A 26,340-nucleotide genomic window follows, 5' to 3' on the forward strand; every position below is an offset into this window, starting at 1 on the left:
CTGCGGCCTGGCGCCTTGGCCCCAATATAGGCCATGCGGCGGAAAGCCCAAGGGGGAAGCCGGGGGCTTCGCGCCCCCGGACCCCCGCGGGGTATTTGGAAAACGGAGAAATGCGACCTTCAGGCCTGTTGACGGCCGGCCGGCCGGGACGATAACCGGGACCAGGGGCATTGCAGGGAGCCAGACATGACGTTCGACCGCCGCATCAAGATCGCGCCTTCCATCCTTTCCGCGGATTTCGCCAATTTCGGCCAGGAATGCCGCGCCGTCGAGGACCAGGGCGCCGACTGGGTCCATGTCGATGTGATGGACGGGCATTTCGTGCCGAACCTGACCTTCGGCCCCGCCATGTGCAAGGCGATCCGGCCGCATATCCGCGGCGTGATGGACGTGCACCTGATGATCGCCCCGGTCGATCCCTATATCGAGGCCTTCGCCGAGGCGGGCAGCGACATCATCACCGCCCATGTCGAGGCCGGGGCGCATGTCCACCGCACGCTTCAGGCCATTCGCGGCGCCGGCGCCAGGGCCGGGCTGGCGCTGAACCCCGGCACCCCGGCGCAAGCCGCGCGGCCGCTGCTGGACGATGTCGACTTGATCTGCGTGATGACGGTGAACCCCGGCTTCGGCGGGCAGAAGTTCATCCACAGCCAGGTCGAGAAGGTGCGCGAATTGCGCGCCATGATCGGCGACCGCCCGGTGCATATCGAGATCGACGGCGGCGTCGATCCCGTGACCGCGCCGCTGGTCGCGGCGGCGGGGGCGGATGTGCTGGTCGCCGGCTCGGCCGTGTTCCGCGGCGGTTCGGTGTCGAACAGCGCGCCCTATGGCGAGAACATCCGTGCCATCCGCGAGGCTGCCGAGGCCGCCCTGCGTTGATCTGGCGCGGCGCCACGGCGCTGGCCGGCGGGGCGCTGGGCCTGGCCGCGCCGCTCGCCGGGGCGGATTGGCGCGAGCGGCTGGCGCTGTCCGGCCCCGAGGCCGCGCCGGGCGGGATCTGGCTGCATGCGGCCAGCGTGGGCGAGCTGAATTCGGTTCAGGTGCTGGCCGAGGCGCTGGCGCGGGACTTTCCCCTGGTGGTGACGACCAACAGCCTGACCGGGCGCGTGCTGGCGCGGCGGCTGGGTTATCCTTGCGCGCTGGCGCCGCTGGACGTGCCGCAGGCCGTCGGGCGCTTCCTGGACCGGCTGCGGCCCGCGGTGCTGGTCACGGTCGAGAACGAGCTTTGGCCCAACCGTTCGGCCATGGCGGCGGCGCGGGGCGTGGCGCAGGTGGTGGTGGGCGCGCGCATCTCGGCCCGCTCGGCGGCGCGCTGGGGCCGGCTGCCGGGGCTGATCGGGCCGATGCTGGCCCGCATCGACGCGCTGTCGGCGCAGGATGCGGACAGCGAGGCGCGGCTTCTGGCGCTGGGGCTGCGGGCGGGCGCGCTGACGCCGCGGCTGAACCTGAAGCTGCTGGCCCCCGCCCAGGTCGAGCCGGGCGAGGACGGGCCGGAGCGCGCGCGCACCGTGCTGGCGGCCTCGACCCATGAGGGCGAGGATGCGCCGATGCTGGACGCCTGGGCCGCGGCGCGCGCGGCGGTGCCGGACCTGCGGCTGATCCTGGCGCCGCGCCATCCCCGGCGCGGCGATGCGGTGGCGGCGCTGATCGCGGCGCGTGGCCTGGATTTCGTCCGCCGCAGCCAGGGCGGCGGGCTTGGCGCGCCGGTGCTGCTGGCCGATACGCTGGGCGAGATGGCGACATGGTATCGCGCCGCCGGCATCTGCATCACCGGCGGCTCCTTTGCCGATCACGGCGGCCATACGCCATGGGAGCCGGCGGCCTGGCGCTGTGCCATCCTGCACGGGCCGCATGTCGCCAACCATGCCGGCGACTATGCCGACCTGGCGGCGGCGGGCGCGGCGCGGGGCTGCACGGCCGAGGCGCTGCCGCAGCTGCTGGCCGCCCTGGCGCAGGACGGCGCGGGCCAGCGCCGCATGGGCCAGGCGGCGCGGGCGCTGCTTTTGGCACGGGCTGGCGATCCCGCCACGCTGGTCGCGCGGATCAAGGCGCTGGCGCGGCGCGGCCTTGCATAAGCCCTTGCCCGGCCCGATATTCAAGGGGAAAGGAGTCGCGATGATCCGCTATGCCCTGCGCTGTGAAAAAGGCCATGATTTCGATGGCTGGTTCCGGTCCTCGGACGGGTTCGACGCCCTGCGCGCCGCGGGGCAGGTCACTTGCACGCATTGCGGCTCGGCCCAGGTGGACAAGGCGCTGATGGCGCCGCGCGTGGCGCATGGCCGCGACGAGGCCCCCGACCTGCACAACCCCCGCAACGACCATGAGGCGGCGCTGGAAAAGCTGCGCCGCCATGTCGAGGAAACCTCGGATTACGTCGGCATGTCCTTTGCCGCCGAGGCCCGCGCCATGCACGAGGGCCTGGCGCCCGAACGCGCGATCCATGGCGAGGCGAAGCTGGAAGAGGCCCGCAAGCTGCTGGAGGACGGCATTCCCGTCGCGCCCTTGCCCTTTCGTTCGCGGCAGCGGGCGAACTAGGGGTCAGCCCGGCGCGTGTTCGCCGTCGATCAGCACCATGATCCGCCCGCGCGAGCAGCGCTCGACCCGCGCCTCGACGCCATAGACCTGGGCCAGCAGCTGCGGGGTCAGCACCTGTTCCGGCGCGCCTGCGGCATGGGTATGGCCGCCGTGGATCAGCACGATGCGGTCGGCCCATTGCGCCGCCAGCGCCAGGTCGTGCAGCACGGCGACGACGATGCGCCCCTCGCCCGCCAGGCGCCGCAGTTCGGAAAGCAGCCGCACCTGCCGCGCCAGGTCCAGCGCGCTGGTCGGCTCGTCCAGAAGCAGCAGCCGGGGGTCGCGCACGATGGCCTGCGCCAGGCTGACCATCTGCCGCTGCCCGCCCGAGAGCGCCGACAGCGGCTCGAGCGCCAGCGCGCCGATGCCCAGCTTGTCCAGCACCGCCATGGCGGCCGCATCGGCTTGGCGCGCGCCCAGGGTCTCGCCCGCCCGCAGCGCCGCGATCACGCTTTCCAGCGCCACCAGCGACGAGCTTGACGGCAGGCTTTGCGGCATGAAGCCGATCAGCCGGGCGCGGTCGCGCATCGGCACATGGGCCAGGTCCTGCCCGTCCAGCAGCACCTGCCCGCCATGGGGCTGCAACTGGGCGATGGCGCGCAGAAGCGTGGATTTCCCGGCCGCGTTCGGCCCGGCCAGCACCGTGACCTCGCCCGGCCGCAGCAGGGGCAGGTCCAGCCCCGCAAGCACGCTGCGCGCGCCGTAGCGCACCGAGATGCCCTGCGCCAGCAGCCCCTGCATCAGCGCCGCCTGCCGCGCAGGATCAGCGCGAAAAAGATCGGCAGCCCGATCAGCGAGGTGACGAGGCCGACCGGCAGCAGCACCCCCGGCACCAGCGTCTTGCTGAGCGTCGAGGCCAGCGACATGACCAGCGCCCCGGTCAGGATGCTGGCGGGCAGGAAGACGCGGTGGTTCTCTCCGACCAGCATGCGGGCGATATGCGGCCCGGCCAGGCCGACGAAGCCGATGACGCCGACCATGGACACGGCCGAGGCGGCAAGCAGGCTGACCCGCAGCAGCGTCCAGCGCCTGAGACCGGCCACATCGACGCCGAAGCTTTTCGCCTGGTCCTCGCCCAGCCGCAGCGCGGTCAGCTTCCACGCCGCGCGAAAGGAAAACGGCACCGCCACCGCCAGCACCACGCCGATCAGCACCACGCCCGGCCATTGTGCCGAAGCCAGGCTGCCCATGGTCCAGAACACCAGCTGTTGCAGCGCATCGGCCGAGGCGACGAATTGCAGCAAGGACAGCAGCGCGGCGGCGGTGAAGTTCAGCGCCACGCCGAACAGGATCAGCACCTCGGGGCCGCCGCCGCGGATGCGGCCCAACAGTTGCAACAGCCCCAGCGCGCCAAGCGCGAACAGGAAGGCGTTGCCCGAGACGCTCCAGACCGCGGGCAGGCCGGGCAGGGTCAGGCCCAGCACGATCGCCACCGCGGCGCCAAGCGCGGCCGAGGAGGACACGCCCAGCGTGAAGGGCTCGGCCAGGGGGTTTTCCAGCACGGTCTGCATCTCGGCCCCGGCCAGCGCCAGCGCCGCGCCGACCAGCAGCGCCATGCAGGCCACGGGCAGGCGCACGTCCCAGACGATGACCTGGGTGCCGCGCGCCACCTCGCCGCCGGTCAGCGCCCGCAGCGTATCGGCCAGGGGCAGGCCGGCCGGGCCCGTGACCAGGTCCAGCAGCAGCGCCGCCAGTGCGGCAAGGCCCAGCACCGCCACCAGAAGGGCGTTGCGCCGGCCTTGCCGGTGATAGCGTTGCAGCGTCGCGTCGCTCATTGTTCCGGCGTCACCCACCATGTTCCCGGCACGATGACGGGCGAGAAGCGGGCGTTGATCTCGGCCAGGGTCTTGGCGGGATCGACGTCCTGGAACAGGTCGGGATGAAAGGTCTTGGCCAGGTATTCGATCAGCGCGATATGCACGGGCGAATCGTTGAACAGGTGCCAGACGCCGGCCGTGCGCCCCTGCTCTACCGCGCGCAGCGAGGCAAAGCCCGGCGCCGCGATCAGCCGCTGAAAGCTGGCCTGCGCGGTCTCGGCATCCACGCCCGAGCCCAGAACCAGCCCGCCCCGCGCCGCCATATGCGTGCCGCCGGTGGCGATATAGACGTCCGGGTCGGCGCCGATCAGGTATTCCAGGCTGACGTTGCCCAGCACGCCCTTGACGGTGTCATGGCCGATGTTCTGCCCGCCGGCCGTGGTGATGAAGTCGTGAAACACCCCGCTGCCCACGGTCGAGCAGCAGTTCTGCGGCGCCGCATGGACGTGGAAGAACACGCGCGGCCGGGCGATCTCGGGGTCGGCCAGCCGGTCGCGGATGCGGGCCAGCCGGCTGTCGTAGAACTCGGCGAATTCCTCGGCGCGTTCCTCGGCGCCGGTCAGCTTGCCCAGGATGCGCAGGCTGGGGATCGAGTTTTCCTGCGGATGCGAGAAGAAATCGACATAGGCGACCGGGATGCCCGCCGCCTCGATCTGCTGGCGGGCGACCTCCATGCCGGGGTCGTTCCGGTCGATCAGCGTCAGCACCACCAGGTCGGGATGCAGCGCGATGATCGCCTCGGCCGAGATGTCGCGATTGCCCGAGCCGACCGGGCGGATCTGGTCGATGTCGGGGAATTTCTCGCGGTAGGCCTGCATGGTCGGCTCGTCCAGCGCCTTGTCCAGCCGCCAGCCGGAAACCAGCGCCACCGGATCGTCGTGGATCAGCCCCAGAACCGACAGGTGCCGCCCCTCGCCCAGCACGATGTGGCGGGCGGGCTCGGGCAGATGCACCTCGCGCCCCAGGATGTCGGTGGCCATCACATCCGCCGCGGCAGGGCCAAGCCAGGCGATCAGGGCGAATGCGGCAAGCAGCGGGCGGGTCAGGGTCATGGCGGGTCCGTTGGCTCATGCGCCGGGGCGCGCATGCGGGCGCCCCGGCAGGGTCAGCGCCCCTCTTACTCCGTGGCGGGGGTGATGCGCCAGATGCGGTCGCCCGCCTCGTCGTTTTCGCCGCGCGACTTGTTGACCGCCCAGACATTGCCCTTGCCGTCGGCGCGCAGCTGGTTGGGCAGGCTGCCGGCGTCCAGGTTCGCCACGATCTCGCCCTCGGGGCTGACCACGGTGATGGTGCCGGCGCCGCGGTTGGCGACATAGGCCAGGCGGCCCACCGGCTCGAAGGCGACGTTCAGCGGGCCGGCGCCCACGGCGACGTCATGCAGGACTTCGCCGGTCTCGGCCTTGACGATCAGCAGGTTGTCGGTGGCCTGCGAGGCGACGAAGATCAGCCCCTCCTGCGGGTCGTAGGCCACGCCCGAGGCCGCCTTGGCGCCCGGCAGCGCGATCACCTTGACCTCGCCCGAGGCCAGGTCGACCACCGCCGCCTCGGGGGTGGACAGGCTGACCGTCACCAGCTTGCCGCCCGGCTCGTCGATGTCCAGCGCCATGGTCGAGAATTCCTCGCCCCGGATCTGCGACTTGATGGTGATCGGCTCCAAGGGCTCCAGGGTCTTGGTGTCGAAGACCTTGATCTCGGGCGTGCCGGTGGCGCTGGCATAGGCGCGGCCGTTGGCCTCGTCCACCACCACGTCGCGGGCATGGGGGACGGCGCCCGGCTCGAACTGCTTGACCAGCGACAGGTCGGACTGCTTGTAGACCGCGGCCGTGTCCTGGCGGGTATTCGTCACCCAGACATTGCCGTTCGCCTCGTCCACATCGACGCCATAGACCGCGAACAGGCCGCCGTCGCTGCCGTCGGGACGGGCGGGCGCGGCGCCGGGGGTGGCCTCGGCCTCGATCTTCAGCGTCTCGGGGTTGATCTTGACCAGCTTGGCTTCCTTGACCGGCGGGCGGCCGACGGCGCTGGTCACGAAGGCGGCATTCGCGGCCTCGCTGAACTTCACCTGGTAGAGCCCGCGCACCACCGGCTCGCTGGCGACGGCGAATTTCTCGGCCCCCGCGACCGGCACCTCGGGCGAGATCTTCAGCTCGACCACTTCGGCCGAGGCCGGGTTCTCGGTGATGACGACGATGGGCTGCAGGCCCGTCTCGGCCTCGGCGTCGATGTCGAGCGCAAAGCTGAACCCGCCCTCGGCATCGACGGTGATCGGCTCGGCGTTCAGCGCCTTGGTGCCGCGCATCAGCGTCACGGTCTGGCCGGGGATCAGGTTCTGGCCCTCGATCACCGCCTTGCCGCCCTTGAACACCGGGGCGCGATCGACGCCGCCGGCGCTGACGCGGCCGGCGAAATCGACCAGTGGCTTGGTAAAGACGGTTTCGGCCAGAACGGGGCCCGCGATCACCGAAAGCGCAAGCGCCGAGGCCCCCAGCAGGGCGCGAAGGGCGGGGCGCGATGGATATGCCATGAGAAACTCCTTGAAAACAGAACAGGACTCGCTTTGGCTGACCCCGATCAGGGCTGGCTTCGGTCAGCGGGCAACCTATATTCCTGACCGTCCTTGTCAACTAACGCCGGCAAGGATGCAGGGCTTTGTGAACGGGGGGAATTGTCGCATCATGTCGCAGCTTGGACAGGTCGGGCCGGATCACGCCAGGAAGCAGGCCGAACTGCGCATCTTTCAGACCGGGGCGCCGACGCATGCGCTGTCGCAGAAGGTGGTGGCGGTCGGCCCCGGCTACCGGCTGTTCCTGGCGGTGCCCAGGGCGCCGGCGCCGGCCGGGGGCTGGCCGGTGCTTTACATGCTGGACGGCAACGCCGCCTTCGATTTCCTGGCGCCCGAGCATCTGGCGCTGGCCCCCGGACTGATGATCGTCGGCATCGGCTATGACACCGACCGCCAATTCGCGCGCGAGCTGCGGACGCTGGACTTCACCGCGCCCGACGGGCCGGGCGACGGCCTGCGCCCCGACCATGTCCACGAAGGCCGCACGGCCGGCGGCGCCGCGATCTTTCACGACCGGCTGACCGGGCCGCTGCGTGCGGCGGCCGAGGCCGGCCTGCCCGTCGATCCCGCCCGCCGCACGCTTTGGGGCCACAGTTTCGGCGGGCTCTTCACGCTTTACGCGCTGCTGGCGCGGCCGCAGGGCTTTGCCCGCCATGCCGCGATCAGCCCCTCGATCTGGTGGGACGAGGCGCTGATTCGTCGCGTGGCCCGGGAAGCCGCGCCCGCATCCCTGCCGCTGCTGGTGGCGCTGGGGGATCGCGAGAAGCGCTCGGGCAGCGCCGGCCCGCCGCCGGACGGGCCGGCGCCTGCCACGATGCAATTCGTCGCCGACCTGGCCCGCCATCCCGGCCACCGGGCGCAGCTGCATGTCCTGCCGGGGCTGATCCATATCCAGACGCTGGCGGGGTCGTTCCCGCTGGTCCTGCCTTTTGCCTGCGCGGATTAACCGGATCTCAATCCTCTTGTGCTGCTGTGGCGGCAGGCAAGAACGGAGATCGGGATGGTTTTCGCCAGATATGCGCTTGTTCTGCTGGGCCTGGTGCTGTGCGGGCTGGGCGTCGCGCAGGTGCAGCCGGGGGTGCCGGGTCTTTTCCCGCCCCCGTCCCCGCCCCCGGCCATGGCAGTGCCGGGACCGGATGCGGCTGACATCCTGCTGGGCCTGGGCGGGCTGATCGGTGGGCTGGTCTGCGGCCTCATCGCGCTGGCCCTGGCCGGTCCGCAGCCGCCGCCGGCCCGCGCGCCGCCCAAGGGCGCGACCGGGACGGCGCCGGCCGGTCAGCCCCCGCCCAGCCTTTTGACCAGACCGGGCGCGATCAGGGCCGTGGCCTCGGCCGAGGTCATCTCGGCATGCAGGAAGGGCAGGTCGATCACCTCCAGCCCCTCGGCATAGGGTTCCCACATCCGGGGCGTCAGCGCCCGGTCCTTGTGGTCGCGGGCGGCGCGGAAATGCGTGATCGTGCCGGCAAGGCGGCGATGATGATGGCCGCGGATCAGCCGGTTGGTGCCCGTCACCGTGCGCACCACCCCGTCCAGCACCTGCGCGGGCAGCGCCCCCAGCGCGCTGTCGCCCCGGCGCAGGAAGGCCACCACCGCCTCGCGCGTGTCCAGCTCGCGATGCGCCTCGGGGTCGTAGCCGGCGATGGCCAGCAGCGCGCGCAGGGCGGCGACGGGGTCCGGCTCGGGCTCGTTGCGCCAGGCGTCGCAGGGATAGCTGTCCAGCATGGCGACCAGGCCGGGCTCGCGGCCCATTGCGGACAGGATCACGGCGATTTCCTGCGCCAGGATGCCGCCGACCGACCAGCCGGCCAGATGGACCTTGCCCCGCGGCGCCAGTGCGGCGATGCGCTGCGCATAATCCCGCGCCAGTTCGGCCAGGCTTTCCGGCATCGCCACCGCCGGGTCCAGGCCCGGATGTTGCAGCCCCCAGACCCGCCGCGCCGGCGCGATGCGCCGCGCCAGCCCGCGATAGCCCCAGGCAAGGCCGCCGGCCGGATGGATCAGGAACAGCGGCGCGGCCTGCGCATCGCCCTCGGCCAGCAGGATCAAGGGGCCCAGCCCGTCGTCATGCGGCGCCTGCGCGTCCAGCGCGGCGGCCAGCACCGCCAGGACCGGATGCTCGAAGATCGTGCCCAGGCCGGGGTCGCGGCCGGTCTCGGCCTCCAGCGCCTGCGCCAGCCGCACCGCGGAAAGCGAATCGCCCCCGAGCGCAAAGAAATCCGCCTCGGCCGGGGCGGGTTCGGGCAGGTGCAGGACCTCGGCGAAAAGCCGGGCCAGCAGCTGTTCGGTCGCGGTTTCCGCCGCGCGGCCCGAGGCGGCGAATTCCGGCGCGGGCAGCGCCTTGCGGTCGAGCTTGCCATTCGACGTGACCGGCAGCGCCTTGAGCGCCACCTCGGCCGAGGGGATCATGTAGGCGGGCAGCCCGGCCGCCAGCCGCTCGGCCAAAAGGCCCGGCCGCCAATCCGCCGTCGGCACCAGATAGGCGACGAGGCGCTTCTCGCCGGCATGATCCTCGCGCGCGATGACCACGCATTCGCGGGCCAGGCCAGATGCCATGATCGCCGCCTCGATCTCGCCCAGCTCGACCCGCAGCCCGCGGATCTTGACCTGGTGGTCCGAGCGGCCGAGATAGACCACCGCCCCGTCCGGCCGCAGCCGGGCCAGGTCGCCGGTGGCGTAAAGCCGCCCCTGGGGCGCGTCGATGAACCGTTCCGCGGTCAGGTCGGGCCGGCCCAGATAGCCGCGCGCCAGCTGCACGCCGCCCAGGTAAAGATGCCCGGCCAGGCCCGGCGGCACCGGGCGCATGCGCTCGTCCAGCACCTCCAGCGCCGTGTTCCAGACCGGCCAGCCGATCGGGATCGGGTTCGCGCGATCCTCGGGTCCGGCGGGCCAGTAGCTCACGTCCACCGCCGCCTCGGTCGGGCCATAGAGGTTGTGCAGCTCGGCCGTGATCCGGGCGTGGAAGCGGTCGCGCTGGTCCGCCGTCAGCTCTTCGCCCGAGCAGAACACCCGGCGCATCGCCAGCCCCTGCGAGGCGGGCGAGGCCAGGAAGGCGGACAGCATCGACGGCACGAAATGACAGGTGGTGATGGCGCGTTCGCGGATCAGGCGGGCGATGGCGGCGGGGTCGCGATGCGCGCCGGGCGGCGCCATGACCAGTTCCGCCCCGGCCATCATCGGCAGGAAGAATTCCCAGACCGAGACGTCGAAGGTCGCCGGGGTCTTTTGCAGGATGCGGTCCTGGGCCGCGATGCCGTAATGCGCCTGCATCCACATCAGGCGGTTGACGATGGCGCGATGTTCGACGGCGACGCCCTTGGGCTCGCCGGTCGAGCCCGAGGTGAAGATGACATAGGCCAGGTCGCCCGGCTGCGGCCCCTCCGCGGGGCGACCCTCGGCCGGCCAGTCGGCTGGCAGCAGCAGGTCGGCGCCCAGGGGGAACAGCCCGGCCAGATCCGCCGTGGCCAGCACCGCCACCGGCCGGGCCTGCGCCAGGATGCGGGCGATGCGTTCGGGCGGATGGGCGGGGTCCAGGGGCAGATAGGCCGCGCCGGCGCGCAGGATCGCCAGCAGCGCCACGGGCAGTTCCAGTGATCGCTCCAGCGCCACGGCGACGATGCGGTCGGGGCCGGCGCCAAGGTCTTGCAGCCGCGCGGCCAGGGCGGCGCTGCGGCGGTCGAGATCGGCAAAGCTCAGGCTCTCGGCGCCAAAGCTGACGGCCGGGGCCTTGGGCGTGGCGGCAAGCTGCGCCTCGATCAGCGCCGTCAGGGTGGTGTCGGGCAGGGGATGGCGGGTGGCCTGGGCGCGCGCCTTCGCCGCGGCGATCTCGGCCGGGCTGGCGGTCGGCACCTCGGCCAGGGTTTCGGCCGCAAGCGCCGCCTCCAGGAAGGCGACCAGCCGGTCGCCATGGCCGCGCACCTCATCGGGCGCATAAAGCGCGGGGTTCGCGTCCACCTCGAAGATCATGCCCGAGGCCGGATCGCCGCGGAAGGTCAGCGTCAGGTCGTCGACCGCGCCCGCCCCCAGGATATGCAGCCGGGTTTGCAGCCCCGGAAATTCCGGTGCCTTGTCAAAGGGCTGCACGTTCACCAGCGGGCCATAGAGCCGCCTGGTGCCGCCGACCAGTCCCAGCTCGCGGCGCAGAAGCTCGCTGCGGTAAAGGCCGCGGCGGCGGCCCTGCGCCATGCGTTTCGACTGCGCGGCCAGCCATTCGGGCAGGGGTGCGTCCTCGTCCAGCCGCAGCCGGTGCGGCAGCACGTTCATCGCCATGCAGGGCACCTGCGCGATCTTGCGGCCCATCCGCGCCATGAAGGGCAGGCCGATCACCGCCTCGCCCCCGGTCCAGCGCGCCAGGTAGGCGCCGGTCAGCGCATTCAGCACATCGGGCCAGCCCAGCCGGTGCCGGGCGGCATAGCCCGCCAGCCGGTCCAGCAGCGCCTGCGGCAGCAGGCGGGAATCGCGCAGGAATTCGGCCCCGCTGACCGCGCGGCCCGGCGCCAGCCCCGCGACCTCGGGCAGGCCGGCCAGTTCCGCGTGCCACCAGTCGCGGTCGGCCAGCCGGCGGGGCGAGGCGCGCCAGGCCGCGTCCTCTTCGGTCGCCAGCGACAGCGGGCCAAAGGGCTCGGGCGCCGGCGCCCCGGCCACCAGCGCGGCGTAATGCGCGGCAATGCGGTTCGTCACCAGCACCATGCCATAGCCGTCGATGGCCAGGTGGTGGATGCGTTCGTAAAGCAGATGCCGCTCGGGGCCCAGGACGAACAGCGTCAGCGCCCCGGCCGGCGCGCGGCCCAGGTCCAGCGGGCGCCGGCTGTCGGCGCGCATCTGCGCCAGGGCCTGCGCCTCGGCGTCGGGCTGGGCCGAGAGATCGGCAAAGCCCAGCATCGGCGGCAGGCCGACCCATTGCCGCGGCCCCTGGGGCCCGGCGCCGAAGCGCAGCGCCAGGGCCGGGGTCTCGGCGATGGTGCGCTGCACGGCCTGGGCCAGCGCGTCGCGGTCCAGCGGGCCGGTCAGTTCCAGATATTGCCCGGTGTTCAGGATCGGGTTGCCGGGGTCCAGCGCCTGGACATACCACAGCCCCTCCTGCGCCTCGGTCAAGGGGCAGCTGGTCTCGGTCGGGATGTCGTGATGCGTATCCATGTCAGGCGCGCCGCGGCCGGAACGGGGAAATTCGCAAGAAAAAGGAAGAGCTGACAACCATGTTACCCCAGGCACCGGATTGCGGGCCTTGCCCGTCTGCGGTCATGGCCATAATGTCACTAAGGAATTTAGTCAACTTTGCACCCGGAACCATGCCCCCCAGATCCTTGCCCTTGCGCGATACCGAGCAGCTCTATGGCCAGGTGACGCGCCTGCTGCATTGGAGCATTGCCGCGCTGATGCTGTGGCAGTTCCTGGGCATGGGGCTGCGGGCGGCTTTGGGCCGCACGCCGCTGGTGTCCTTTTTCGTCGGCTCGCACCAGCCGGTGGGCACGGTGCTGTTCCTGCTGATCGTCCTGCGGGTGGTCTGGGCCGTGGCGAACCGCGGCCGCCGGCCGGATCACGGCCCCGGCCTTTGGGGGCTGGCGGCGCGGCTGGGCCATCTGGCGCTGTATCTGGTCATGGTCCTGGTGCCGGTCGCGGCCCTGCTGCGCGCCTATGGCGGCGAGCGGGCCTTTGCCCCCTTCGGCTTCCAGATCTTCCCGGCCCAGCAGCCGCCGGTCGGCTGGATGGTCGGCCTGGGCGAGGCGCTGCATGGCGAGATGGCCTGGCTGCTTCTGGCGCTGATCGCTGGCCATGTCGTCATGGTCGGCGTGCATGAGGGCATGTGGCGCGACGGCACGCTGGCGCGCATGGCCGGGCGCCGGCGGGCGGGCCTTTAGCAGGCTGCGGAAAAAGGACTTTGAGAGGGCGACGCAGCGGAAATCGTTCCGGAGCCAGCTGATATCGGCCCGAAAATGGGGTGTTTTCGGCAAAGTTGAGGCGGATTTCCCGGTTCCCCGCCCGCGCTGTCCTGTCGAAAGGACTTTTTCAGCAGCCTGTTAGGCCACAATCGCGGGCAGATCGGCAAGGGGCGGCGCGGGGCCGCCCTTTTTCGTTGCTTGCGCGCCGGGGCGGTGTCACCATTCCTTCATGATGAATGCGCCCTTCGGTTTCCCGTCCGAGCATGATCGCGTGGCCTTCGACCGGGCCGAACTGGGCGTCATCCTGTCCCTTTACGGCCGGATGGTCGCGGCGGGCGAATGGCGCGACTATGCCATGTCCTTCCTGCGCGACATGGCGGTCTTTTCGATCTTTCGCCGCGCGGCCGAGCATCCGCTCTATCGCATCGAAAAGCGCCCCCGGCTGCGCCAGGCGCAGGGACAATATGCGGTGATCGGCATGGACGGGCGCATCCTCAAGCGCGGGCATGACCTGCCCACCGTGCTGCGCGTGCTGGAACGAAAGCTGATCCGCCCGGTGGACTGACCGGCGCGGCCGCTGGGCGGGCAGTCAGGCCTGCGCGCCCTCCGGCGGGCGGCTAGCGCGGTTGCGCAGGTAGCTTTGCGGCGGGACGCCGAAATGGCTGCGAAAGGCCGCGACGAAGGCGCTGGCGCTGCGATAGCCCAGCGAATGGGCGATGGTGGTGCTGCTTTCGCCGCGCTCCAGCCGGCCTACGGCAGCCAGCAGCCGCACCCGGCTGCGCCAGTCGCGAAAGGACAGGCCCGTCTCGGCCCGGAACAGTCGTTCCAGGGTGCGGGGGCTGGCCCCGGCCTCGGCCGCCAGCAGCGGCAGCGGCCGCGGGTCCGAGGGATGGCGCCCCAGATGCGCCGTCAGCCGCCGTAGCCGCGGATCCTGCCCGCCCGGCAGGTCGAGCGGCGCGGGCGCCGCCGCCGCGATCTCGTCCAGCGCCACCGCGCCCAGCCGGGCCAGGCGACCGGCGTCCCCTTCGGCCGCCATGCGCAGGATCACCTCGCGCAGCAGGGCCGAGATCGGCAGCACTTCACAGCCCCGCCCCTCGGGCCGCACCGGGCAGGAGGGATCGACGTAAAGGTTGCGCGTCCGCGCCCCGGTGCCGGGACGCGAGACCACGCGCATCTCATGCCGGGTGCCGCCGGGGATCCAGATGCCGAAGCCGGGCGGCACCAGCCAGACCCCGTCCTCGGCGCCAAGCCGCAACAGCCCCTCGGCCGCCCACAAAAGCTGGCCGCGCGGATGGGCATGGGGGGCGACATGCGCGCCCGCCGCAAGGTCGCGCCCATGCGCCAGCACCGGGCGCGCGGGATCGAGGACAAAGGCGGTGCCGCTGGGGTCGAAGCGCAGGATTGGCGGATCATCGACATCTTTTGTCATGATGGCGAACTTACGCAGGGGGCCCGCTTCTGTCTAGGCTGCGCCGTTCCCCTGTTCAGGCGCCGCCATGAAGCTTTCCACCCGTCCCCTTGTCTTTCTTGCCAGCCTGGTCCTGGCCGTCCTGCTGGCCGTCGGGCCGGTGCCGCAGCCGCTGGGCCGCAATGCCGCCGTGGTGCTGGTCACGCTGGCCTTGTGGAGCACCGGGCTGGTGCCGCCCTTCCTGACCTCGCTGATCTTCTTTGCCGCGGTGCTGATCCCCGGCCTTGCGCCGCCCGAGCTGGTCTTTGCCGGCTTCGGCTCGGCCGCGGTCTGGCTGATCGTGTCGGGATTCGTGATCGGGGCGGCGATCACCGGCTCGGGGCTGGGCGGGCGGATCGCCGGGGTGCTGGCGCCGCTGGCGGGCGGCAGCTACCTGCGGCTGGTGGCGGTGATGACGCTGGCGGCGATGGCGCTGGGTTTCGTCATGCCCTCGTCGGTCGGGCGGGCGGTGGTGCTGGTGCCGGTCGGCATGGCGCTGGCGGAACGGCTGGGGCTGCACAAGGGCTCGAACGGGCGCATCGGCCTGGCGGTGGCGCTGACCCTGGCCTGCAACATGCCCAGCTTTGCCATCCTGCCCTCGAACATTCCCAACATGATCCTGGCCGGCGCGGCCGAGGGGCAGCACGGCGTCACCTTCGGCTACATGTCCTATCTGCTGCTGCATTACCCGGTGCTGGGGATCGCGAAATCGGCGCTGACCGTGGCGCTGATCGTCGCGCTGTTCCCCGACCGGATCGAGGCCGGCAGCGCCGAGGCCACCCCGCGGGCCCCGCTTTCGCCGCAGGAGCGGAGGGTGGCGCTGATCCTGGCCGCCACGCTGGCCCTGTGGATGACGGACCGGCTGCACGGCGTCGGCCCGGCCTGGATCGGGATCGCCACGGCGGCGCTGCTCTTGATGCCGGGGCTGGGCGCGGTGCCGCCCAAGCAGTTCAACGCCTCGGTCGATTTCGGCATGGTGCTGTTCGTCGCCGGGGCGCTGGCCTTGGGGGCGGTGGTCAATGCCTCGGGGCTGGGCAGCGTGCTGGGCGGGGTCTTGCAGGACTGGCTGCCGCTGCACCAGGGCGCGAGCTTCGTCAACTTCCTGTCGCTGACCTCGATGTCGGGGCTGATGGGGCTGGTCACGACCAATCCCGGCGTGCCCACCGTGCTGACGCCCATGGCACCGGACCTGGCCGCCGCGACGGGGCTGTCGCTCAAGGCGGTGCTGATGACCCAGGTGGTCGGCTTTGCCACGGTGATCTTTCCCTATCAGGTCGGGCCGCTGGTGCTGGCCATGCAGCTTTCGGGCGAGAAGCTGGGCCATGTGCTGCGTATCACCGTGCCGCTGGCGGTGCTGACCTTCCTGGTGCTGATGCCGCTGGACTGGCTGTGGTGGCGCCTGCTGGGCTGGCTGTAATCGGGGCGGGTTCAGCCGGCCCGCCTGCGCCGGGCAGCGGCCCGCCACGGCCGCCCGTCGATCGCCGCCAGCCCCAGGCCGATCAGCGCCATGCCGGCGAAATGGCGCGCTTGCAGGGCTTCGCCCAGAAACAGCGTGCCCAGCAGGATGGCGCTGACCGGGATCAGGAACGTCACCAGCAGCAGGTTGGTCGCCCCCGCCGTGGCGAGGATGCGGAAATACAGCACATAGGCCAGGGCCGTCGAAATCGCCGCCACGCCCAGCAGCGCCAGGGCGGCCGCCGGGCTGGGCGCCGCCAGCGTCCATGGCCGGTCGACGGCCGCCGCCAGCGGCAGCAGGACCAGGCTGGACGCGATCACCTGCCCGGCGGCGGCGGTCATCGGGGCAATGCCCATCGCGCGGAACCTGCGCCCATGGATGCCGGCCAGGGCATAGGACAGCGCCCCGGCCAGGCAGGCAAGCTGCGCCGCGACCTGCGTGCCGAAGGCGTGCAGGGCATCGGCGCCGATCAGCGCCGCCACGCCGGCAAAGCCGACCAGCACCCCGGCCAGCTTGCCGCCGCTCATGCGTTCGTCGCGGGTCAGGACATGGGCGAGGATCACGGTGAAAAGCGGCGTCGCGGCGTTCAGGATCGAGGCCACGCCCGAGGCGACGTGCTGCTGCCCCCAGACGATCAGCAAAAACGGAATGGCGTTGTTCAGCAGCCCCATGCCCAGGAAGGCCGTCCAGGCTGCGCGGCCGCGCGGCATCCGCTCGCCCCGCAGGCGCAGGACGGCCAGCAGGATCAGCGCGGCCAGCGCCACCCGTGCGGCGACCACGGTCAGCACCGGCAATTCCCGCACTGCGACGGCGTTGAAAAAGAACGACCCGCCCCAGACCGCGGCCAGGGCCAGCAGCAGGCCCCATTCCACGGGCGTCATCGGGCGGTTGGCGGCGGGCGGTGCGGGCATGGGTTTCCTTCCTTCCGGCCCCTTCGGCCGGTTTCGGAAAGCCATGGCGCCGTCACCGCCCGGCCGCGATCCGTTTCTTGCGGCCGAAACCCCGCGGGATCAGCCTTCCTCGCCCGGCTTGATCTTTTGCGCCGTGCCCTGGGCAAAGCTGTCCAGCCGGCCGCGCGCCGCGTCCTGGGTGTTGACGATGCCGGCGACCATGGCCTCGGCATAGGCGGCGTCCAGCCCCGACATGTTCTGCATGTGCGAGATGGCCGAGCAGGCGGCGAAATTCGACAAGGGCGTGTTCTGCGCCACCCGGCGGGCGAGGTCGTAGGCCATGGCCTCGCTGTCTGCCACGCGGTATTGCGCCAGCCCGACCTGCACCGCCTCGTCCCCGGAATAGAGCCGGCCAGTCAGCATCATGTCCACCATGCGCGCCTGCCCGATCAGCCGCGGCACGCGGATGGTGGCGCCGCCGCCGGTGAACAACCCGCGCTGCCCCTCGGGCAGGCCGAAATAGGTGGTCTCGTCCATCACCCGGATATGGACCGAGGAGGCCAGCTCCAGCCCGCCGCCGACCACCGCGCCCCTGAGCGCGGCGATGACCGGCACGCCGCCATATTCGATCTTGTTGAAGGCCTCGTGCCAGCGCAGGCAGATGCGCATGAACTCGGCGGGGCTGCGGTCTTCGCGCCCATGTTCGACCAGGTCCAGCCCGGCGCAGAAATGCGGCCCCTCGGCGCGCAGCACCACCGCGCGGGCGCCCCAGGCGGGCAGGGCGGAAAACACCGCGACCAGTTCCTCGATGGTCTCGGCGTTCAGCGCGTTGCGCTTGGCGGCGCGGTTCAGGGTGACGGTGGCGATGCCGTCCCCGTCCATGGCGCAAAGCAGGTTGTTCAGCCGCAGATCCTGCATGGTCTAGCCTTTCGTGATCCAGTGAATGACGACGGGAACCGTGGCGATGCTGGCCGCGGTCGAGATCAGGATGGCGGCCGAGACGCGCTGGACCGCGGTGCCGAAATATTGCGCGAGGATATAGACGTTGCCCGCCACCGGCAGCGCCGCGGCGGCGATCATCACCCCCGCCGCATAGGGCTCGACCCCGAAGACCGCCAGCGCGGCGATGCCCACCGCCAGGGGATGCAGCACCAGCTTGGCGAAGCTGAGCCAGGCCGCCGGGCCCATGCGCTCGGCCGCACCGCGGCCGGCCAGGCTGGCGCCGATGGCGAAAAGCGCCCCCGGCGTGGCCGAGGCGCCCAAGAGCGCCAGGAACTCGTCCAGCGGCCCCGGCATCGGCAGGTGCAGCCCGGCCCAGGCCAGCCCCGCCAGCATCGAGACGATCATCGGGTTCGAGACGATGCCGCGCAGCAAGGGCCACAGCGTCGAAAGCCGCACCCGCCCCTGCCTTGCCGCCGTGACGATCAGGGTGATCAGCGTCGAGAACACCACCATGTCGATGGTCAGCACCATCAGCACCGGGCCGATGGCGCGCTCGCCCAGCAGCACGACCAGCATCGGCACGCCCAGAAAGCCGGTGTTGCCGGTCATCGCCGTATGCGCCTCCATCGCCGCGGCGACGAGCGGCTGGCGCCGCCAGCGCGCCACGGCAAACCCCAGCGCCCAAAGCGCGGCCGAGCCGCAAAGATAGGCCAGCACGAAGGCCGGGTCGAAGAGGCTCGCCACGTCCAGCGTCGCGGCAAAGCGGAACAGCATGGCCGACAGCGCGAAGTAGAAGACGAATTTCGTCAGCCAGCCGGTGGCCTCGGCCGGGAAGAAGCGGGTGCGCCCGGCCAGCCAGCCCGTGCCGATGACCAGAAAGAACGGCAGGGTCTTCAGGAAGATCGCCAGCATCAGTCCGCGGCGATGGCGCAGGCGGGGCCGCGCTCGACGATATATTCGGTCTCGCCGGGGGCGAGTTCACGCCGGGCGATCAGCCGGTGGCCGGATTCGGCGCAGAAATGCGGCACGTCGATCACCGCGGCGGGATCGGTGGCCAGCAGCGTGACCCGCGTGCCCCTGGGCAGCGCCATCAGCCGCTTGCGCAGCCGCAGCACCGGCAGCGGGCACAGAAGGCCGCGCGCGTCGATCTGCACGGTCATGCGGCGGAATCCGCCAGCCGGGCGCGGCACCAGTCGTCGATCTGGTCCGGCCGCAACTCTTCGGCCAGGTCGCCGGCGAAGTCGCGAAAGCCCGGCAGCTGTTCGTCGGGCACATGCACCAGCACCGGGATGCCCGCGGCCAAGGCGCGGGCGATGGTGTCGCGAAAGCCGCGGCCGAAGCATTCCTGCTTGCCGAACTTGTTGACGATCATCAGCTCGGCCCCGCGGTCCAGCACCGATTCGGTGCGGGCGACGGCCTGGGCCAGCGCCCCGCTATCCAGCCGGCAGGCCTGCGAGCCCATGCCCAGCGACTGGGTGATGCGCACCAGCGGGCCGTCGTCGCCCAGGATGCGCAGGTCCATGTCGCAATCGCAGCCGGGGCTGATTTCGGTATTGATCTGCACCGCGCCGGCCAGCCGCATCCCGGCCGCGGCCAGCCGTTCGGCCGTGGCGGTCAGCAGCCGGTCGCCGGCGCCCGGCGTCTGGTCCTGGATGGTGACGAAACCCAGCATGGCGGCCCCTCTTTCAGCGGCCAGAATAGCTCTTGGCGGCGCGGGTGCAATATTGGGTATTTGGGCAACGGAGAAGGGCCTTAGTTCCCCTCGGCCAAGGGGCCGTAGAGGATCAGCGCCGGATGCGGGCTGGGGCCTTCGGTTGCCAGTTGCTCGGCAAGGGCCGCCACGGTCGTGCGAACCAGGCGCTGGTGCGGATGGCCCACCGCCTCGGCCAGCAGGGCCGGGGTGTCCGCGGGCAGGCCGTTTTCGACCAGCAGCGCCGCCATCTTCGGGAAGGTGCGCTGGCCCATGAAGACGACGGTGGTGGCGCGCGGATCGGCCAGGGCGGCCCAGTTCTGGTTCTCGGGCAGGCCGCCGGTCACGTCGGCGCCGGTGACGAATTGCAGCCGGCGCGCGGTCTGGCGGCGGGTCAGCGGCAGGCCGGCCACGGCGGCCGCGGCCATGGCCGAGGGCACGCCCGGCACGATCTGGAACGGGATGCCGTGGCTGCGCAGCGCCGCCAGCTCCTCTTCCAGCCGGCCGAAGATGCCCGAATCGCCGGATTTCAGCCGCACCACATGCTTGCCCGCCTGCGCATGTTCGACCAGCAGGGCGTTGACATGTTCCTGCTTGGCCGAGGGGCGGCCGGCGCGCTTGCCGACCGGGATGCGCTCGGCCTGCGGGCCGGCCTGCTCCAGCACCGGCCCCGAGGCGAGGTCGTCGTAAAGCACCACGTCCGCCTGGGCCAGCAGCCGCGCGGCGCGCAGGGTCAGGAGTTCGGGGTCGCCCGGACCCGAGGAGACGAAGCTGACAAGGCCGATCTGTTCACGCATGTTTTCGCGATGCGGCAAAATCCGCGCCAAGGCAAGGGGCTGCTTGCCGCCCGGCCCGCCATTTGCCATAGAAGGCGCGACCGCGACCTTGGGGACCAAGCCATGTTCCGTGCCCGCCACCTTCTGGGGATCGAGCCGCTCGCCCCCCCCGAGATCACCACGCTTCTCGACCTTGCCGAGACCTATGTCGACCTGAACCGCCGCACGGTGAAGCATTCCGATGCGCTGGCGGGGATGACGCAGATCAACATGTTCTTCGAGGCCTCGACCCGCACGCAATCCAGCTTCGAGCTGGCCGGCAAGCGGCTGGGCGCCGACGTGATGAACATGGCGGTGGCCTTGTCCAGCGTGAAGAAGGGCGAGACGCTGATCGACACCGCGCTGACGCTGAACGCCATGCATCCCGACCTGCTGGTGGTGCGCCATCCGCAATCGGGCGCGGTGGACCTGCTGGCGCAGAAGGTGAATTGCGCGGTGCTGAACGCCGGCGACGGGCGGCACGAGCATCCGACCCAGGCGCTGCTGGACGCGCTGACCATCCGCCGCGCCAAGGGCCGGCTGCACCGGCTGACCGTGGCGATCTGCGGCGACATCGCCCATAGCCGGGTGGCGCGCTCGAACCTGATCCTGCTGGGCAAGATGGAGAACCGGCTGCGGCTGGTCGGCCCGGAGACGCTGATGCCCTCGGGCGCGCGGGACTGGGGCTGCGAGGTCCACGAGGACATGCGCGAGGGGCTGAAGGGCGCCGATGTGGTGATGATGCTGCGCCTGCAAAAAGAGCGGATGGACGGCGGCTTCATCCCTTCGGAACGGGAATATTACCACCGCTGGGGCCTGGATGCCGAAAAGCTGGCCTTGGCGGCGCCCGATGCCATCGTCATGCATCCCGGCCCGATGAACCGCGGGGTCGAGATCGACGGCACCATCGCCGACGACATCAACCGCTCGGTGATCCAGGACCAGGTCGAGATGGGCGTCGCGGTGCGCATGGCGGCGATGGACCTTCTGGCGCGCAACCTGCGCGCCGAGCGCGGCGCCAAGGCGGCGGAGATGATGGCATGATCCTGCACTTCCACAATGCCCGCCTGGTCGACCCCGAGGCGCAATCGGTCGGCGAGGGCTCGCTGACCGTTCGCGACGGCCGGATCGAGGCTCTGGGCGCCGATGCCCCGCAGGGCGCCGAGCTGATCGACTGCGGCGGCAGGTGCCTTGCCCCCGGCTTGATCGACTGGGGCGTCAAGATCGGCGAGCCGGGCGAGCGGCACAAGGAAAGCTTCCGCAGCGCCGGCCGGGCGGCGGCGGCGGGCGGCGTGACCACGGTGATCGCCCGCCCCGACACGCTGCCGCCGATCGACGCGCCGGAATCGCTGGAATTCGCCACCCGCCGCGCCGCCGACGCGCCAGTGAACATCCGCCACATGGCGGCGCTGACCCGCGCCCGCGAGGGGCGCGAGATGGTCGAGATGGGCTTTCTGCAGGATGCGGGCGCCGTCGCCTTCACCGACGGGGTGCGGGTGGTCGCGGACACCCGGCTCCTGTCGCGCTGCATGACCTATGCCCGCGGCCTCGGCGCGCTGATCGTCGGCCATCCGCAGGATCCGGGCCTGTCGAAAGGCGCCGCGGCGACCGGCGGCAAGTTCGCCTCGCTCTACGGCCTGCCCGCGGTCTCGCCCATGGCCGAGGTGATGGGGCTGGACCGCGACCTGGCGCTGGTGGCGATGACCGGCGCCCGCTATCACGCCGACCAGATCACCGTCGCGGCCAGCCTGCCGGCGCTGCGGCGCGCGCGCGAAGGCGGGCTGGACGTCAGTGCCGGCATCTCGATCCACCACCTGACGCTCAACGAATACGACGTGGGCGGCTACCGCACCTTCTTTCGCTTCACCCCGCCCCTGCGTGCCGAGGACGACCGGCTGGCCATGGTCGAGGCGGTGGCCGAGGGGCTGATCGACGTAATCGCCAGCTTCCACACGCCGCAGGACGAGGAAAGCAAGCGCCTGCCCTTTGCCGAGGCGGCGCCCGGCGCGGTGGGGCTGCAGACGCTGCTGCCGGCGGCGATGCGGCTCTACCACCAGGGCGGGCTGAGCCTGCCGCAGCTGTGGCGGGCGATGTCGCTCAATCCGGCGCGGCGGCTGGGCCTGCCGGGCGGGCGGCTCGCGGCGGGCGCGCCGGCCGACCTGGTGCTGTTCGACCCGGACGCGCCCTTCGTTCTGGACCGCTTCACGCTGCTGTCCAAGTCGAAGAACACCCCCTTCGACGGGGCGCGGATGGAGGGCAGGGTGCTGGGCACCTGGGTCGCCGGCCGCCGCGTCTTCGGAGAGGACGCATGAGCCTGATCCTCTGGGCCGTCATCGGCTACCTGCTGGGCTCGGTGCCCTTCGGCATCGTCATCACCCGCGCGCTGGGGCTGGGCGACCTGCGCCGGATCGGCTCGGGCAATATCGGCGCGACCAATGTGCTGCGCACCGGCAACAAGCCGGCGGCGCTGGCCACGCTGCTCCTGGACAGCGGCAAGGGCGCGATCGCCGTGCTGCTGGCGCGCTGGCTGGCCGGTCCCGACGCGGCGCTGGTCGCGGGTGCTGCGGCCTTCCTGGGCCATCTGTTCCCGGTCTGGCTGGGCTTTCGCGGCGGCAAGGGCGTCGCCACCTTCCTCGGCACGCTGCTGGCGCTGGACTGGCGGCTGGGCCTCGCGGCCTGCGGCATCTGGCTGCTGACGGCGCTGGCCGGCCGGATCTCGTCGCTCTCGGCGCTGGTCGCGGCGGCGCTGACGCCCTTCGTTGCCCTGGGGCTGGACGGGACGCGCATGGCGGCGGTGACGGCTTTCATGGCGGTGCTGATCTTCATCCGCCACCATGCCAACATCGCCCGCATCCTTGCCGGAACCGAGCCCAGGATCGGCCGGAAACCCTGAATTTCTTCCGTGTGGAAATATCCTGGGGGAACGCCTCATGCGCCCCATCAAGGGGCGCCTGAGGCGTGGGGGCAAAGCCCCCGATCTCAGCGCGTCGGCACCGGTTCCTCGCCGGAATAATCGTAGAAGCCGCGCCCGGTCTTGCGGCCCAGCCAGCCCGCCTCGACATATTTCACCAGAAGCGGGCAGGGCCGGTATTTCGTATCCGCCAGCCCCTCGTGCAGCACGTTCATGATCGCAAGGCAGGTGTCCAGCCCGATGAAATCCGCCAGTTCCAGCGGCCCCATCGGATGATTGGCCCCCAGCTTCATCGACTGGTCGATGGATTTGACCGAGCCCACGCCCTCGTAGAGCGTATAGACCGCCTCGTTGATCATCGGCATCAGGATGCGGTTGACGATGAAGGCCGGGAAATCCTCGGCGCTGGCCGAGGTCTTGCCGATCTTCTCGACCACCTCGACCAGGGCCTTGTAGGTATCTTCGTTGGTGGCGATGCCGCGGATCAACTCGACCAGCTGCATGACCGGCACGGGGTTCATGAAGTGGAAGCCCATGAAGCGCTCGGGGCGGTCGGTGCGGCTGGCCAGCCGCGTGATCGAGATCGACGAGGTGTTCGAGGTCAGGATGGTCTCGGGCTTCAGATGCGGCAGCAGGTCCTCGAAGATCGCCTGCTTGACGGTCTCGCGCTCGGTCGCGGCCTCGATGATCAGGTCGGTCTTGCCCAGATCGGCCAGGGTCATGGTGGTGGCGATGCGCCGCATCGCCGCGGCCTTGTCCTCGGCCGAGACCTTGCCGCGGCTGACCTGGCGTTCCAGATTGTGGTCGATCTGGGCCAGGGCCTTGTCCAGAGCCTCGCGCGAGATGTCGGTCATCAGCACGTCATAGCCCGCCAGCGCAAAGACATGCGCGATGCCGTTGCCCATCTGCCCGGCGCCGATCACGCCCACCGATTGAATCGCCATGAACCTCATCCTTTCGTCGGTCAGGCCGGACGATAGGCGCAAGCGGGCCGGACGTTCAATGCAAAAACCGCCGGGCCGCGCGGCCGCGCAGCTTTCCAGCCTTGCCGCGGGGATGGGCGCCGCGACTCGCACCTGATCCCAAGGATGGCGGCGGGTTGAGCGAGAGTTTCATGTTACCCTTCCTGCCTGCCTGGCGGCTTGAACAGGAAAAAGGCAGCGCCTGGCCGGATGCCTGGGCCCGGCGGGGCCTTCGCAAGGATGCTCATACGCCCGGCACGGGTTGCCCGGATGAAACCGAGGGTGTTCTTTCGGGCGCTCATCCCTTGCCGGGGTCGCCAGGGGCTGCGTCGCCGCTTTGGTGGCCTGCGGGCATCTTTTGGTCTTGGCAAGGCGAGCGATCAGCTGGGATATTGCTGAAGCGTTGGATCTCGGTCCATCATCGTAAACAGCGTTCCCGTGGTCGCCGAGCAGCGCATGGAAGAACGAGCGGGCCGTCGCCATTGTCGCTCTGCTTCCAGAGCAACGGGATTACTTCGGATGCAGCGCATTCTTCGCGGGGTGGGGCGGGGGGCTCTGCCCCCCGCGCCCCGGCGGCCCCTCGATGGGGCCGCTGGGGCGCTCCCCCCGGAGTATTTGCGGAACAGAGAAGTTCAGAGCTTGCCGGTCAGTTCCGGCACCAGGCTGAACAGGTCGCCCACCAACCCGTAGTCGGCGATCTGGAAGATCGGCGCCTCCTCGTCCTTGTTGATCGCAACGATCACCTTGCTGTCCTTCATCCCCGCAAGGTGCTGGATCGCCCCCGAGATGCCCACCGCGACGTAAAGCTCGGGCGCCACCACCTTGCCGGTCTGGCCGACCTGCCAGTCGTTCGGCGCATAGCCCGAGTCCACCGCAGCCCGCGAGGCGCCCACCGCGGCGCCGAGCTTGTCGGCAAGCGCCTCGATGATCGCAAAACTCTCCTTCGAGCCCAGGCCGCGGCCGCCCGAGACCACCCGCTTGGCCGAGGTCAGCTCGGGGCGGTCGCTCTCGGCAACCTCGTCGGCAACCCAGGCCGACAGGCCCGGATCGGCGGCGGCGGCGGTCTCCGCCACGCTGGCCGAGCCGCCCTCGCCGGCCGCGTCGAAGCTCGCCGTGCGGATGGTGAAGACCTTCCTGGCGTCCTTCGACTTCACGGTCTGGATGGCGTTGCCAGCATAGATCGGACGCTCGAACGTATCCGCATCGATCACCGCCGAGACGTCCGACAGCACCATCACGTCCAGAAGCGCCGCCACGCGCGGCATGACGTTCTTGGCATCCGTCGTCGCCGGGGCGGCGATGTGGTCGTAATCGCCGGCAAGGCCCACGATCAGCGCCGCCGTCGGCTCGGCCAGGCGGTGGCCGTAGAGCGGGGCCTCGGCCACCAGAACCTTGGCGACGCCGGCGATCTTCGCCGCCTCCTCGCCCGCGGCGCGGGCCGAGGCGCCGGCGCAGAGCACCGTCACCTCGCCCAAGGACCCGACCGCGCCCACCGCCTTCGCCGTCGCGTCGCGGTTCAGCACCCCGTTCGTCACTTCCCCAAGCAGCAGAACAGCCATCAGATCACCCCCGCTTCCTTCAACTTGCCGACCAGCTCGTCCACCGAGCCGACCTTGATGCCGGCCTTGCGGCCCTCGGGCTCGCGCACCGAGACCACCTCCAGCCGCGGCGCGACGTCGACGCCGTAGTCGGCGGCGGTCTTTTCCTCCAAGGGCTTCTTCTTCGCCTTCATGATGTTCGGAAGGCTGGCGTAGCGCGGCTCGTTCAGCCGCAGGTCGGCGGTGACCACCGCCGGCAGTGCCACCGCGATGGTCTGGAGGCCGCCGTCGACCTCGCGCGTCACCCTGGCCTTGGCCCCGTCGATCTCGAGCTTCGAGGCGAAGGTCGCCTGCGCCCAGCCCAGCAGCGCCGCCAGCATCTGCCCGGTCGCGTTCATGTCGTTGTCGATCGCCTGCTTGCCGGCGATGACCAGCTCGGTGCCCTCGGCTTCGGCGACCTTGGCGAGGATCTTCGCCACCGCCAAGGGCTCGATGTCCTGCTGCACGTCGTCCGTAGCGGTGACGAGAATGGCCCGGTCGGCGCCCATCGCCAAGGCCGTGCGCAGCGTCTCGGCCGCCTGCTTGACGCCGATCGAGACGGCGATGACCTCGGAGGCCACGCCCTTTTCCTTCAGCCGGATCGCCTCCTCGACCGCGATCTCGTCGAACGGGTTCATCGACATCTTCACATTCGCAAGATCGACGCCAGACCCGTCCGCCTTCACACGGGCCTTCACGTTGTAGTCGATCACGCGCTTCACTGGCACGAGGATCTTCATCAGCCTCTCCCCTTTGGTTGCGTCACCTTTTCGGAGGGTTTGTTAGCGGGCCATCGGCGGCAATGACAGGGAAAAAACGA

26 protein-coding genes are annotated in these 26,340 nt (G+C 70.8%); 11 read left to right on the forward strand and 15 right to left on the reverse strand.

Annotated elements, in window-relative coordinates; translation table 11 throughout:
• The first annotated feature begins 186 nt into the window (after window positions 1-186).
• From rpe to E3U26_RS09485, 3 genes are read left to right on the forward strand one after another with little or no spacing between them, the layout of a single operon-like run.
• Window positions 187-879 (forward strand): ribulose-phosphate 3-epimerase, encoded by a 693-nt coding sequence (gene rpe, locus E3U26_RS09475; RefSeq protein WP_072461142.1) that lies wholly within the window; start codon window positions 187-189, stop codon window positions 877-879.
• Window positions 876-2,075 carry a 3-deoxy-D-manno-octulosonic acid transferase gene (locus E3U26_RS09480; protein ID WP_243784778.1) on the forward strand — a complete coding sequence of 400 codons (1,200 nt, stop codon included), beginning with the start codon at window positions 876-878 and terminating at the stop codon, window positions 2,073-2,075. Before rpe ends, E3U26_RS09480 begins: the two co-directional genes overlap by 4 nt.
• A 40-nt stretch (window positions 2,076-2,115) precedes the next feature.
• Window positions 2,116-2,535, forward strand: a complete 420-nt coding sequence (locus E3U26_RS09485) for a DUF1178 family protein (protein ID WP_243784779.1) — start codon at window positions 2,116-2,118, stop codon at window positions 2,533-2,535.
• A 3-nt stretch (window positions 2,536-2,538) separates the two neighbouring features.
• On the opposite strand, the gene E3U26_RS09490 is transcribed toward E3U26_RS09485, so the two are convergent.
• The 4 genes from E3U26_RS09490 to E3U26_RS09505 form a co-directional block, all read right to left on the reverse strand.
• The gene (locus E3U26_RS09490) at window positions 2,539-3,315 is read right to left on the reverse strand and encodes an ABC transporter ATP-binding protein (RefSeq protein WP_243784780.1); all 777 of its coding nucleotides are present in this window, start codon (window positions 3,313-3,315) and stop codon (window positions 2,539-2,541) included.
• Window positions 3,315-4,349 carry a FecCD family ABC transporter permease gene (locus E3U26_RS09495; RefSeq protein ID WP_036758161.1) on the reverse strand — a complete coding sequence of 345 codons (1,035 nt, stop codon included), beginning with the start codon at window positions 4,347-4,349 and terminating at the stop codon, window positions 3,315-3,317. Before E3U26_RS09495 ends, E3U26_RS09490 begins: the two co-directional genes overlap by 1 nt.
• Window positions 4,346-5,443 (reverse strand): ABC transporter substrate-binding protein, encoded by a 1,098-nt coding sequence (locus E3U26_RS09500; RefSeq protein ID WP_243784781.1) that lies wholly within the window; start codon window positions 5,441-5,443, stop codon window positions 4,346-4,348. The genes E3U26_RS09495 and E3U26_RS09500 overlap by 4 nt, the downstream gene beginning before the upstream one ends.
• Before the next feature lie 65 nt (window positions 5,444-5,508).
• Window positions 5,509-6,915, reverse strand: a complete 1,407-nt coding sequence (locus tag E3U26_RS09505; RefSeq protein ID WP_243784782.1) for a Vgb family protein — start codon at window positions 6,913-6,915, stop codon at window positions 5,509-5,511.
• A 151-nt stretch (window positions 6,916-7,066) separates the two neighbouring features.
• Between E3U26_RS09505 and E3U26_RS09510 the strand changes: the two genes are divergently transcribed.
• On the forward strand, window positions 7,067-7,900 hold the full coding sequence (locus tag E3U26_RS09510; protein ID WP_243784783.1) for an alpha/beta hydrolase: 834 nt from the start codon (window positions 7,067-7,069) through the stop codon (window positions 7,898-7,900).
• 54 nt (window positions 7,901-7,954) lie between these two features.
• Complete coding sequence (locus E3U26_RS09515) at window positions 7,955-8,344, forward strand: hypothetical protein (protein WP_243784784.1); 390 nt, start codon at window positions 7,955-7,957, stop codon at window positions 8,342-8,344.
• On the opposite strand, the gene E3U26_RS09520 is transcribed toward E3U26_RS09515, so the two are convergent.
• A complete protein-coding gene (locus E3U26_RS09520; RefSeq protein WP_276242711.1) occupies window positions 8,230-12,087 on the reverse strand; it encodes a non-ribosomal peptide synthetase in 3,858 nt (1,285 codons plus the stop codon). The two genes, E3U26_RS09515 and E3U26_RS09520, sit on opposite strands and share 115 nt — an antisense overlap.
• A 173-nt stretch (window positions 12,088-12,260) precedes the next feature.
• Between E3U26_RS09520 and E3U26_RS09525 the strand changes: the two genes are divergently transcribed.
• Window positions 12,261-12,809 carry a cytochrome b gene (locus E3U26_RS09525; protein WP_240540283.1) on the forward strand — a complete coding sequence of 183 codons (549 nt, stop codon included), beginning with the start codon at window positions 12,261-12,263 and terminating at the stop codon, window positions 12,807-12,809.
• Between the two features lie 253 nt (window positions 12,810-13,062).
• Window positions 13,063-13,395: a DUF2794 domain-containing protein gene (locus tag E3U26_RS09530; RefSeq protein ID WP_036760319.1), complete on the forward strand. Its 333-nt coding sequence runs from the start codon at window positions 13,063-13,065 to the stop codon at window positions 13,393-13,395.
• Window positions 13,396-13,419: 24 nt separating this feature from the next.
• On the opposite strand, the gene E3U26_RS09535 is transcribed toward E3U26_RS09530, so the two are convergent.
• Window positions 13,420-14,259 (reverse strand): AraC family transcriptional regulator, encoded by an 840-nt coding sequence (locus E3U26_RS09535; RefSeq protein WP_214273363.1) that lies wholly within the window; start codon window positions 14,257-14,259, stop codon window positions 13,420-13,422.
• A 67-nt stretch (window positions 14,260-14,326) separates the two neighbouring features.
• Here E3U26_RS09535 and E3U26_RS09540 point away from each other — a divergent pair, with 67 nt between their 5' ends.
• Window positions 14,327-15,694: an SLC13 family permease gene (locus E3U26_RS09540; protein ID WP_036760308.1), complete on the forward strand. Its 1,368-nt coding sequence runs from the start codon at window positions 14,327-14,329 to the stop codon at window positions 15,692-15,694.
• Between the two features lie 11 nt (window positions 15,695-15,705).
• Here E3U26_RS09540 and E3U26_RS09545 read toward each other — a convergent pair whose 3' ends face one another.
• The 6 genes from E3U26_RS09545 to cobA all read right to left on the reverse strand — a co-directional run bounded on the left by E3U26_RS09545 (window position 15,706) and on the right by cobA (window position 20,052).
• Window positions 15,706-16,644 (reverse strand): DMT family transporter, encoded by a 939-nt coding sequence (locus tag E3U26_RS09545; protein WP_276242716.1) that lies wholly within the window; start codon window positions 16,642-16,644, stop codon window positions 15,706-15,708.
• A 99-nt stretch (window positions 16,645-16,743) separates the two neighbouring features.
• Entirely contained in the window at window positions 16,744-17,541 is a 798-nt protein-coding gene (locus tag E3U26_RS09550; RefSeq protein ID WP_072461133.1) for a crotonase/enoyl-CoA hydratase family protein, read from the reverse strand.
• Between the two features lie 3 nt (window positions 17,542-17,544).
• Window positions 17,545-18,477, reverse strand: coding sequence for an AEC family transporter (locus E3U26_RS09555; RefSeq protein WP_114535906.1), 933 nt, complete (start codon window positions 18,475-18,477; stop codon window positions 17,545-17,547).
• A complete protein-coding gene (locus tag E3U26_RS09560) occupies window positions 18,477-18,725 on the reverse strand; it encodes a sulfurtransferase TusA family protein (RefSeq protein WP_072461131.1) in 249 nt (82 codons plus the stop codon). Before E3U26_RS09560 ends, E3U26_RS09555 begins: the two co-directional genes overlap by 1 nt.
• Window positions 18,722-19,237 (reverse strand): DUF2478 domain-containing protein, encoded by a 516-nt coding sequence (locus tag E3U26_RS09565; RefSeq protein WP_036760312.1) that lies wholly within the window; start codon window positions 19,235-19,237, stop codon window positions 18,722-18,724. The genes E3U26_RS09560 and E3U26_RS09565 overlap by 4 nt, the downstream gene beginning before the upstream one ends.
• Before the next feature lie 80 nt (window positions 19,238-19,317).
• Window positions 19,318-20,052 carry a uroporphyrinogen-III C-methyltransferase gene (gene cobA / locus E3U26_RS09570; protein WP_072461159.1) on the reverse strand — a complete coding sequence of 245 codons (735 nt, stop codon included), beginning with the start codon at window positions 20,050-20,052 and terminating at the stop codon, window positions 19,318-19,320.
• Window positions 20,053-20,154: 102 nt separating this feature from the next.
• On the opposite strand from cobA, the gene E3U26_RS09575 reads away from it, so the two are divergent.
• The 3 genes from E3U26_RS09575 to plsY are packed head-to-tail and all read left to right on the forward strand — an operon-like array spanning window position 20,155 to window position 22,963.
• Window positions 20,155-21,114 carry an aspartate carbamoyltransferase catalytic subunit gene (locus tag E3U26_RS09575; protein ID WP_116223289.1) on the forward strand — a complete coding sequence of 320 codons (960 nt, stop codon included), beginning with the start codon at window positions 20,155-20,157 and terminating at the stop codon, window positions 21,112-21,114.
• Window positions 21,111-22,382, forward strand: a complete 1,272-nt coding sequence (pyrC, locus tag E3U26_RS09580) for an amidohydrolase family protein (RefSeq protein ID WP_499104762.1) — start codon at window positions 21,111-21,113, stop codon at window positions 22,380-22,382. Before E3U26_RS09575 ends, pyrC begins: the two co-directional genes overlap by 4 nt.
• Window positions 22,379-22,963 (forward strand): glycerol-3-phosphate 1-O-acyltransferase PlsY, encoded by a 585-nt coding sequence (gene plsY / locus E3U26_RS09585; protein ID WP_036760315.1) that lies wholly within the window; start codon window positions 22,379-22,381, stop codon window positions 22,961-22,963. Before pyrC ends, plsY begins: the two co-directional genes overlap by 4 nt.
• Window positions 22,964-23,049: 86 nt before the next feature.
• Here the strand turns inward: plsY and E3U26_RS09590 are convergent, their stop codons facing one another.
• The 3 genes from E3U26_RS09590 to E3U26_RS09600 form a co-directional block, all read right to left on the reverse strand.
• Window positions 23,050-23,925 carry a 3-hydroxybutyryl-CoA dehydrogenase gene (locus E3U26_RS09590; RefSeq protein ID WP_276242718.1) on the reverse strand — a complete coding sequence of 292 codons (876 nt, stop codon included), beginning with the start codon at window positions 23,923-23,925 and terminating at the stop codon, window positions 23,050-23,052.
• 650 nt (window positions 23,926-24,575) lie between these two features.
• Window positions 24,576-25,502 carry an electron transfer flavoprotein subunit alpha/FixB family protein gene (locus E3U26_RS09595; protein WP_499104763.1) on the reverse strand — a complete coding sequence of 309 codons (927 nt, stop codon included), beginning with the start codon at window positions 25,500-25,502 and terminating at the stop codon, window positions 24,576-24,578.
• Window positions 25,502-26,260 carry an electron transfer flavoprotein subunit beta/FixA family protein gene (locus E3U26_RS09600; protein ID WP_499104764.1) on the reverse strand — a complete coding sequence of 253 codons (759 nt, stop codon included), beginning with the start codon at window positions 26,258-26,260 and terminating at the stop codon, window positions 25,502-25,504. The genes E3U26_RS09595 and E3U26_RS09600 overlap by 1 nt, the downstream gene beginning before the upstream one ends.
• Between the last annotated feature and the right edge of the window lie 80 nt (window positions 26,261-26,340).

It is taken from the genome of Paracoccus ferrooxidans (assembly GCF_029909815.1).
GTDB classification, from domain to species: Bacteria; Pseudomonadota; Alphaproteobacteria; order Rhodobacterales; family Rhodobacteraceae; genus Paracoccus; species Paracoccus versutus.

Bases quoted from the DNA above. Each gene is read 5' to 3' on its own strand.
- plsY (WP_036760315.1), top strand. From the start codon at position 22,379: ATGAGCCTGATCCTCTGGGCCGTCATCGGCTACCTGCTGGGCTCGGTG.
- E3U26_RS09560 (WP_072461131.1), bottom strand. From the start codon at position 18,725: ATGACCGTGCAGATCGACGCGCGCGGCCTTCTGTGCCCGCTGCCGGTG.
- cobA (WP_072461159.1), bottom strand. From the start codon at position 20,052: ATGCGTGAACAGATCGGCCTTGTCAGCTTCGTCTCCTCGGGTCCGGGC.
- E3U26_RS09550 (WP_072461133.1), bottom strand. From the start codon at position 17,541: ATGCAGGATCTGCGGCTGAACAACCTGCTTTGCGCCATGGACGGGGAC.
- E3U26_RS09485 (WP_243784779.1), top strand. From the start codon at position 2,116: ATGATCCGCTATGCCCTGCGCTGTGAAAAAGGCCATGATTTCGATGGC.
- E3U26_RS09505 (WP_243784782.1), bottom strand. From the start codon at position 6,915: ATGGCATATCCATCGCGCCCCGCCCTTCGCGCCCTGCTGGGGGCCTCG.
- rpe (WP_072461142.1), top strand. From the start codon at position 187: ATGACGTTCGACCGCCGCATCAAGATCGCGCCTTCCATCCTTTCCGCG.
- E3U26_RS09575 (WP_116223289.1), top strand. From the start codon at position 20,155: ATGTTCCGTGCCCGCCACCTTCTGGGGATCGAGCCGCTCGCCCCCCCC.
- E3U26_RS09595 (WP_499104763.1), bottom strand. From the start codon at position 25,502: ATGGCTGTTCTGCTGCTTGGGGAAGTGACGAACGGGGTGCTGAACCGC.
- E3U26_RS09490 (WP_243784780.1), bottom strand. From the start codon at position 3,315: ATGCAGGGGCTGCTGGCGCAGGGCATCTCGGTGCGCTACGGCGCGCGC.
- E3U26_RS09590 (WP_276242718.1), bottom strand. From the start codon at position 23,925: ATGGCGATTCAATCGGTGGGCGTGATCGGCGCCGGGCAGATGGGCAAC.
- E3U26_RS09540 (WP_036760308.1), top strand. From the start codon at position 14,327: ATGAAGCTTTCCACCCGTCCCCTTGTCTTTCTTGCCAGCCTGGTCCTG.
- pyrC (WP_499104762.1), top strand. From the start codon at position 21,111: ATGATCCTGCACTTCCACAATGCCCGCCTGGTCGACCCCGAGGCGCAA.
- E3U26_RS09535 (WP_214273363.1), bottom strand. From the start codon at position 14,259: ATGACAAAAGATGTCGATGATCCGCCAATCCTGCGCTTCGACCCCAGC.
- E3U26_RS09565 (WP_036760312.1), bottom strand. From the start codon at position 19,237: ATGCTGGGTTTCGTCACCATCCAGGACCAGACGCCGGGCGCCGGCGAC.
- E3U26_RS09545 (WP_276242716.1), bottom strand. From the start codon at position 16,644: ATGCCCGCACCGCCCGCCGCCAACCGCCCGATGACGCCCGTGGAATGG.
- E3U26_RS09530 (WP_036760319.1), top strand. From the start codon at position 13,063: ATGAATGCGCCCTTCGGTTTCCCGTCCGAGCATGATCGCGTGGCCTTC.
- E3U26_RS09600 (WP_499104764.1), bottom strand. From the start codon at position 26,260: ATGAAGATCCTCGTGCCAGTGAAGCGCGTGATCGACTACAACGTGAAG.
- E3U26_RS09500 (WP_243784781.1), bottom strand. From the start codon at position 5,443: ATGACCCTGACCCGCCCGCTGCTTGCCGCATTCGCCCTGATCGCCTGG.
- E3U26_RS09515 (WP_243784784.1), top strand. From the start codon at position 7,955: ATGGTTTTCGCCAGATATGCGCTTGTTCTGCTGGGCCTGGTGCTGTGC.
- E3U26_RS09520 (WP_276242711.1), bottom strand. From the start codon at position 12,087: ATGGATACGCATCACGACATCCCGACCGAGACCAGCTGCCCCTTGACC.
- E3U26_RS09510 (WP_243784783.1), top strand. From the start codon at position 7,067: ATGTCGCAGCTTGGACAGGTCGGGCCGGATCACGCCAGGAAGCAGGCC.
- E3U26_RS09495 (WP_036758161.1), bottom strand. From the start codon at position 4,349: ATGAGCGACGCGACGCTGCAACGCTATCACCGGCAAGGCCGGCGCAAC.
- E3U26_RS09555 (WP_114535906.1), bottom strand. From the start codon at position 18,477: ATGCTGGCGATCTTCCTGAAGACCCTGCCGTTCTTTCTGGTCATCGGC.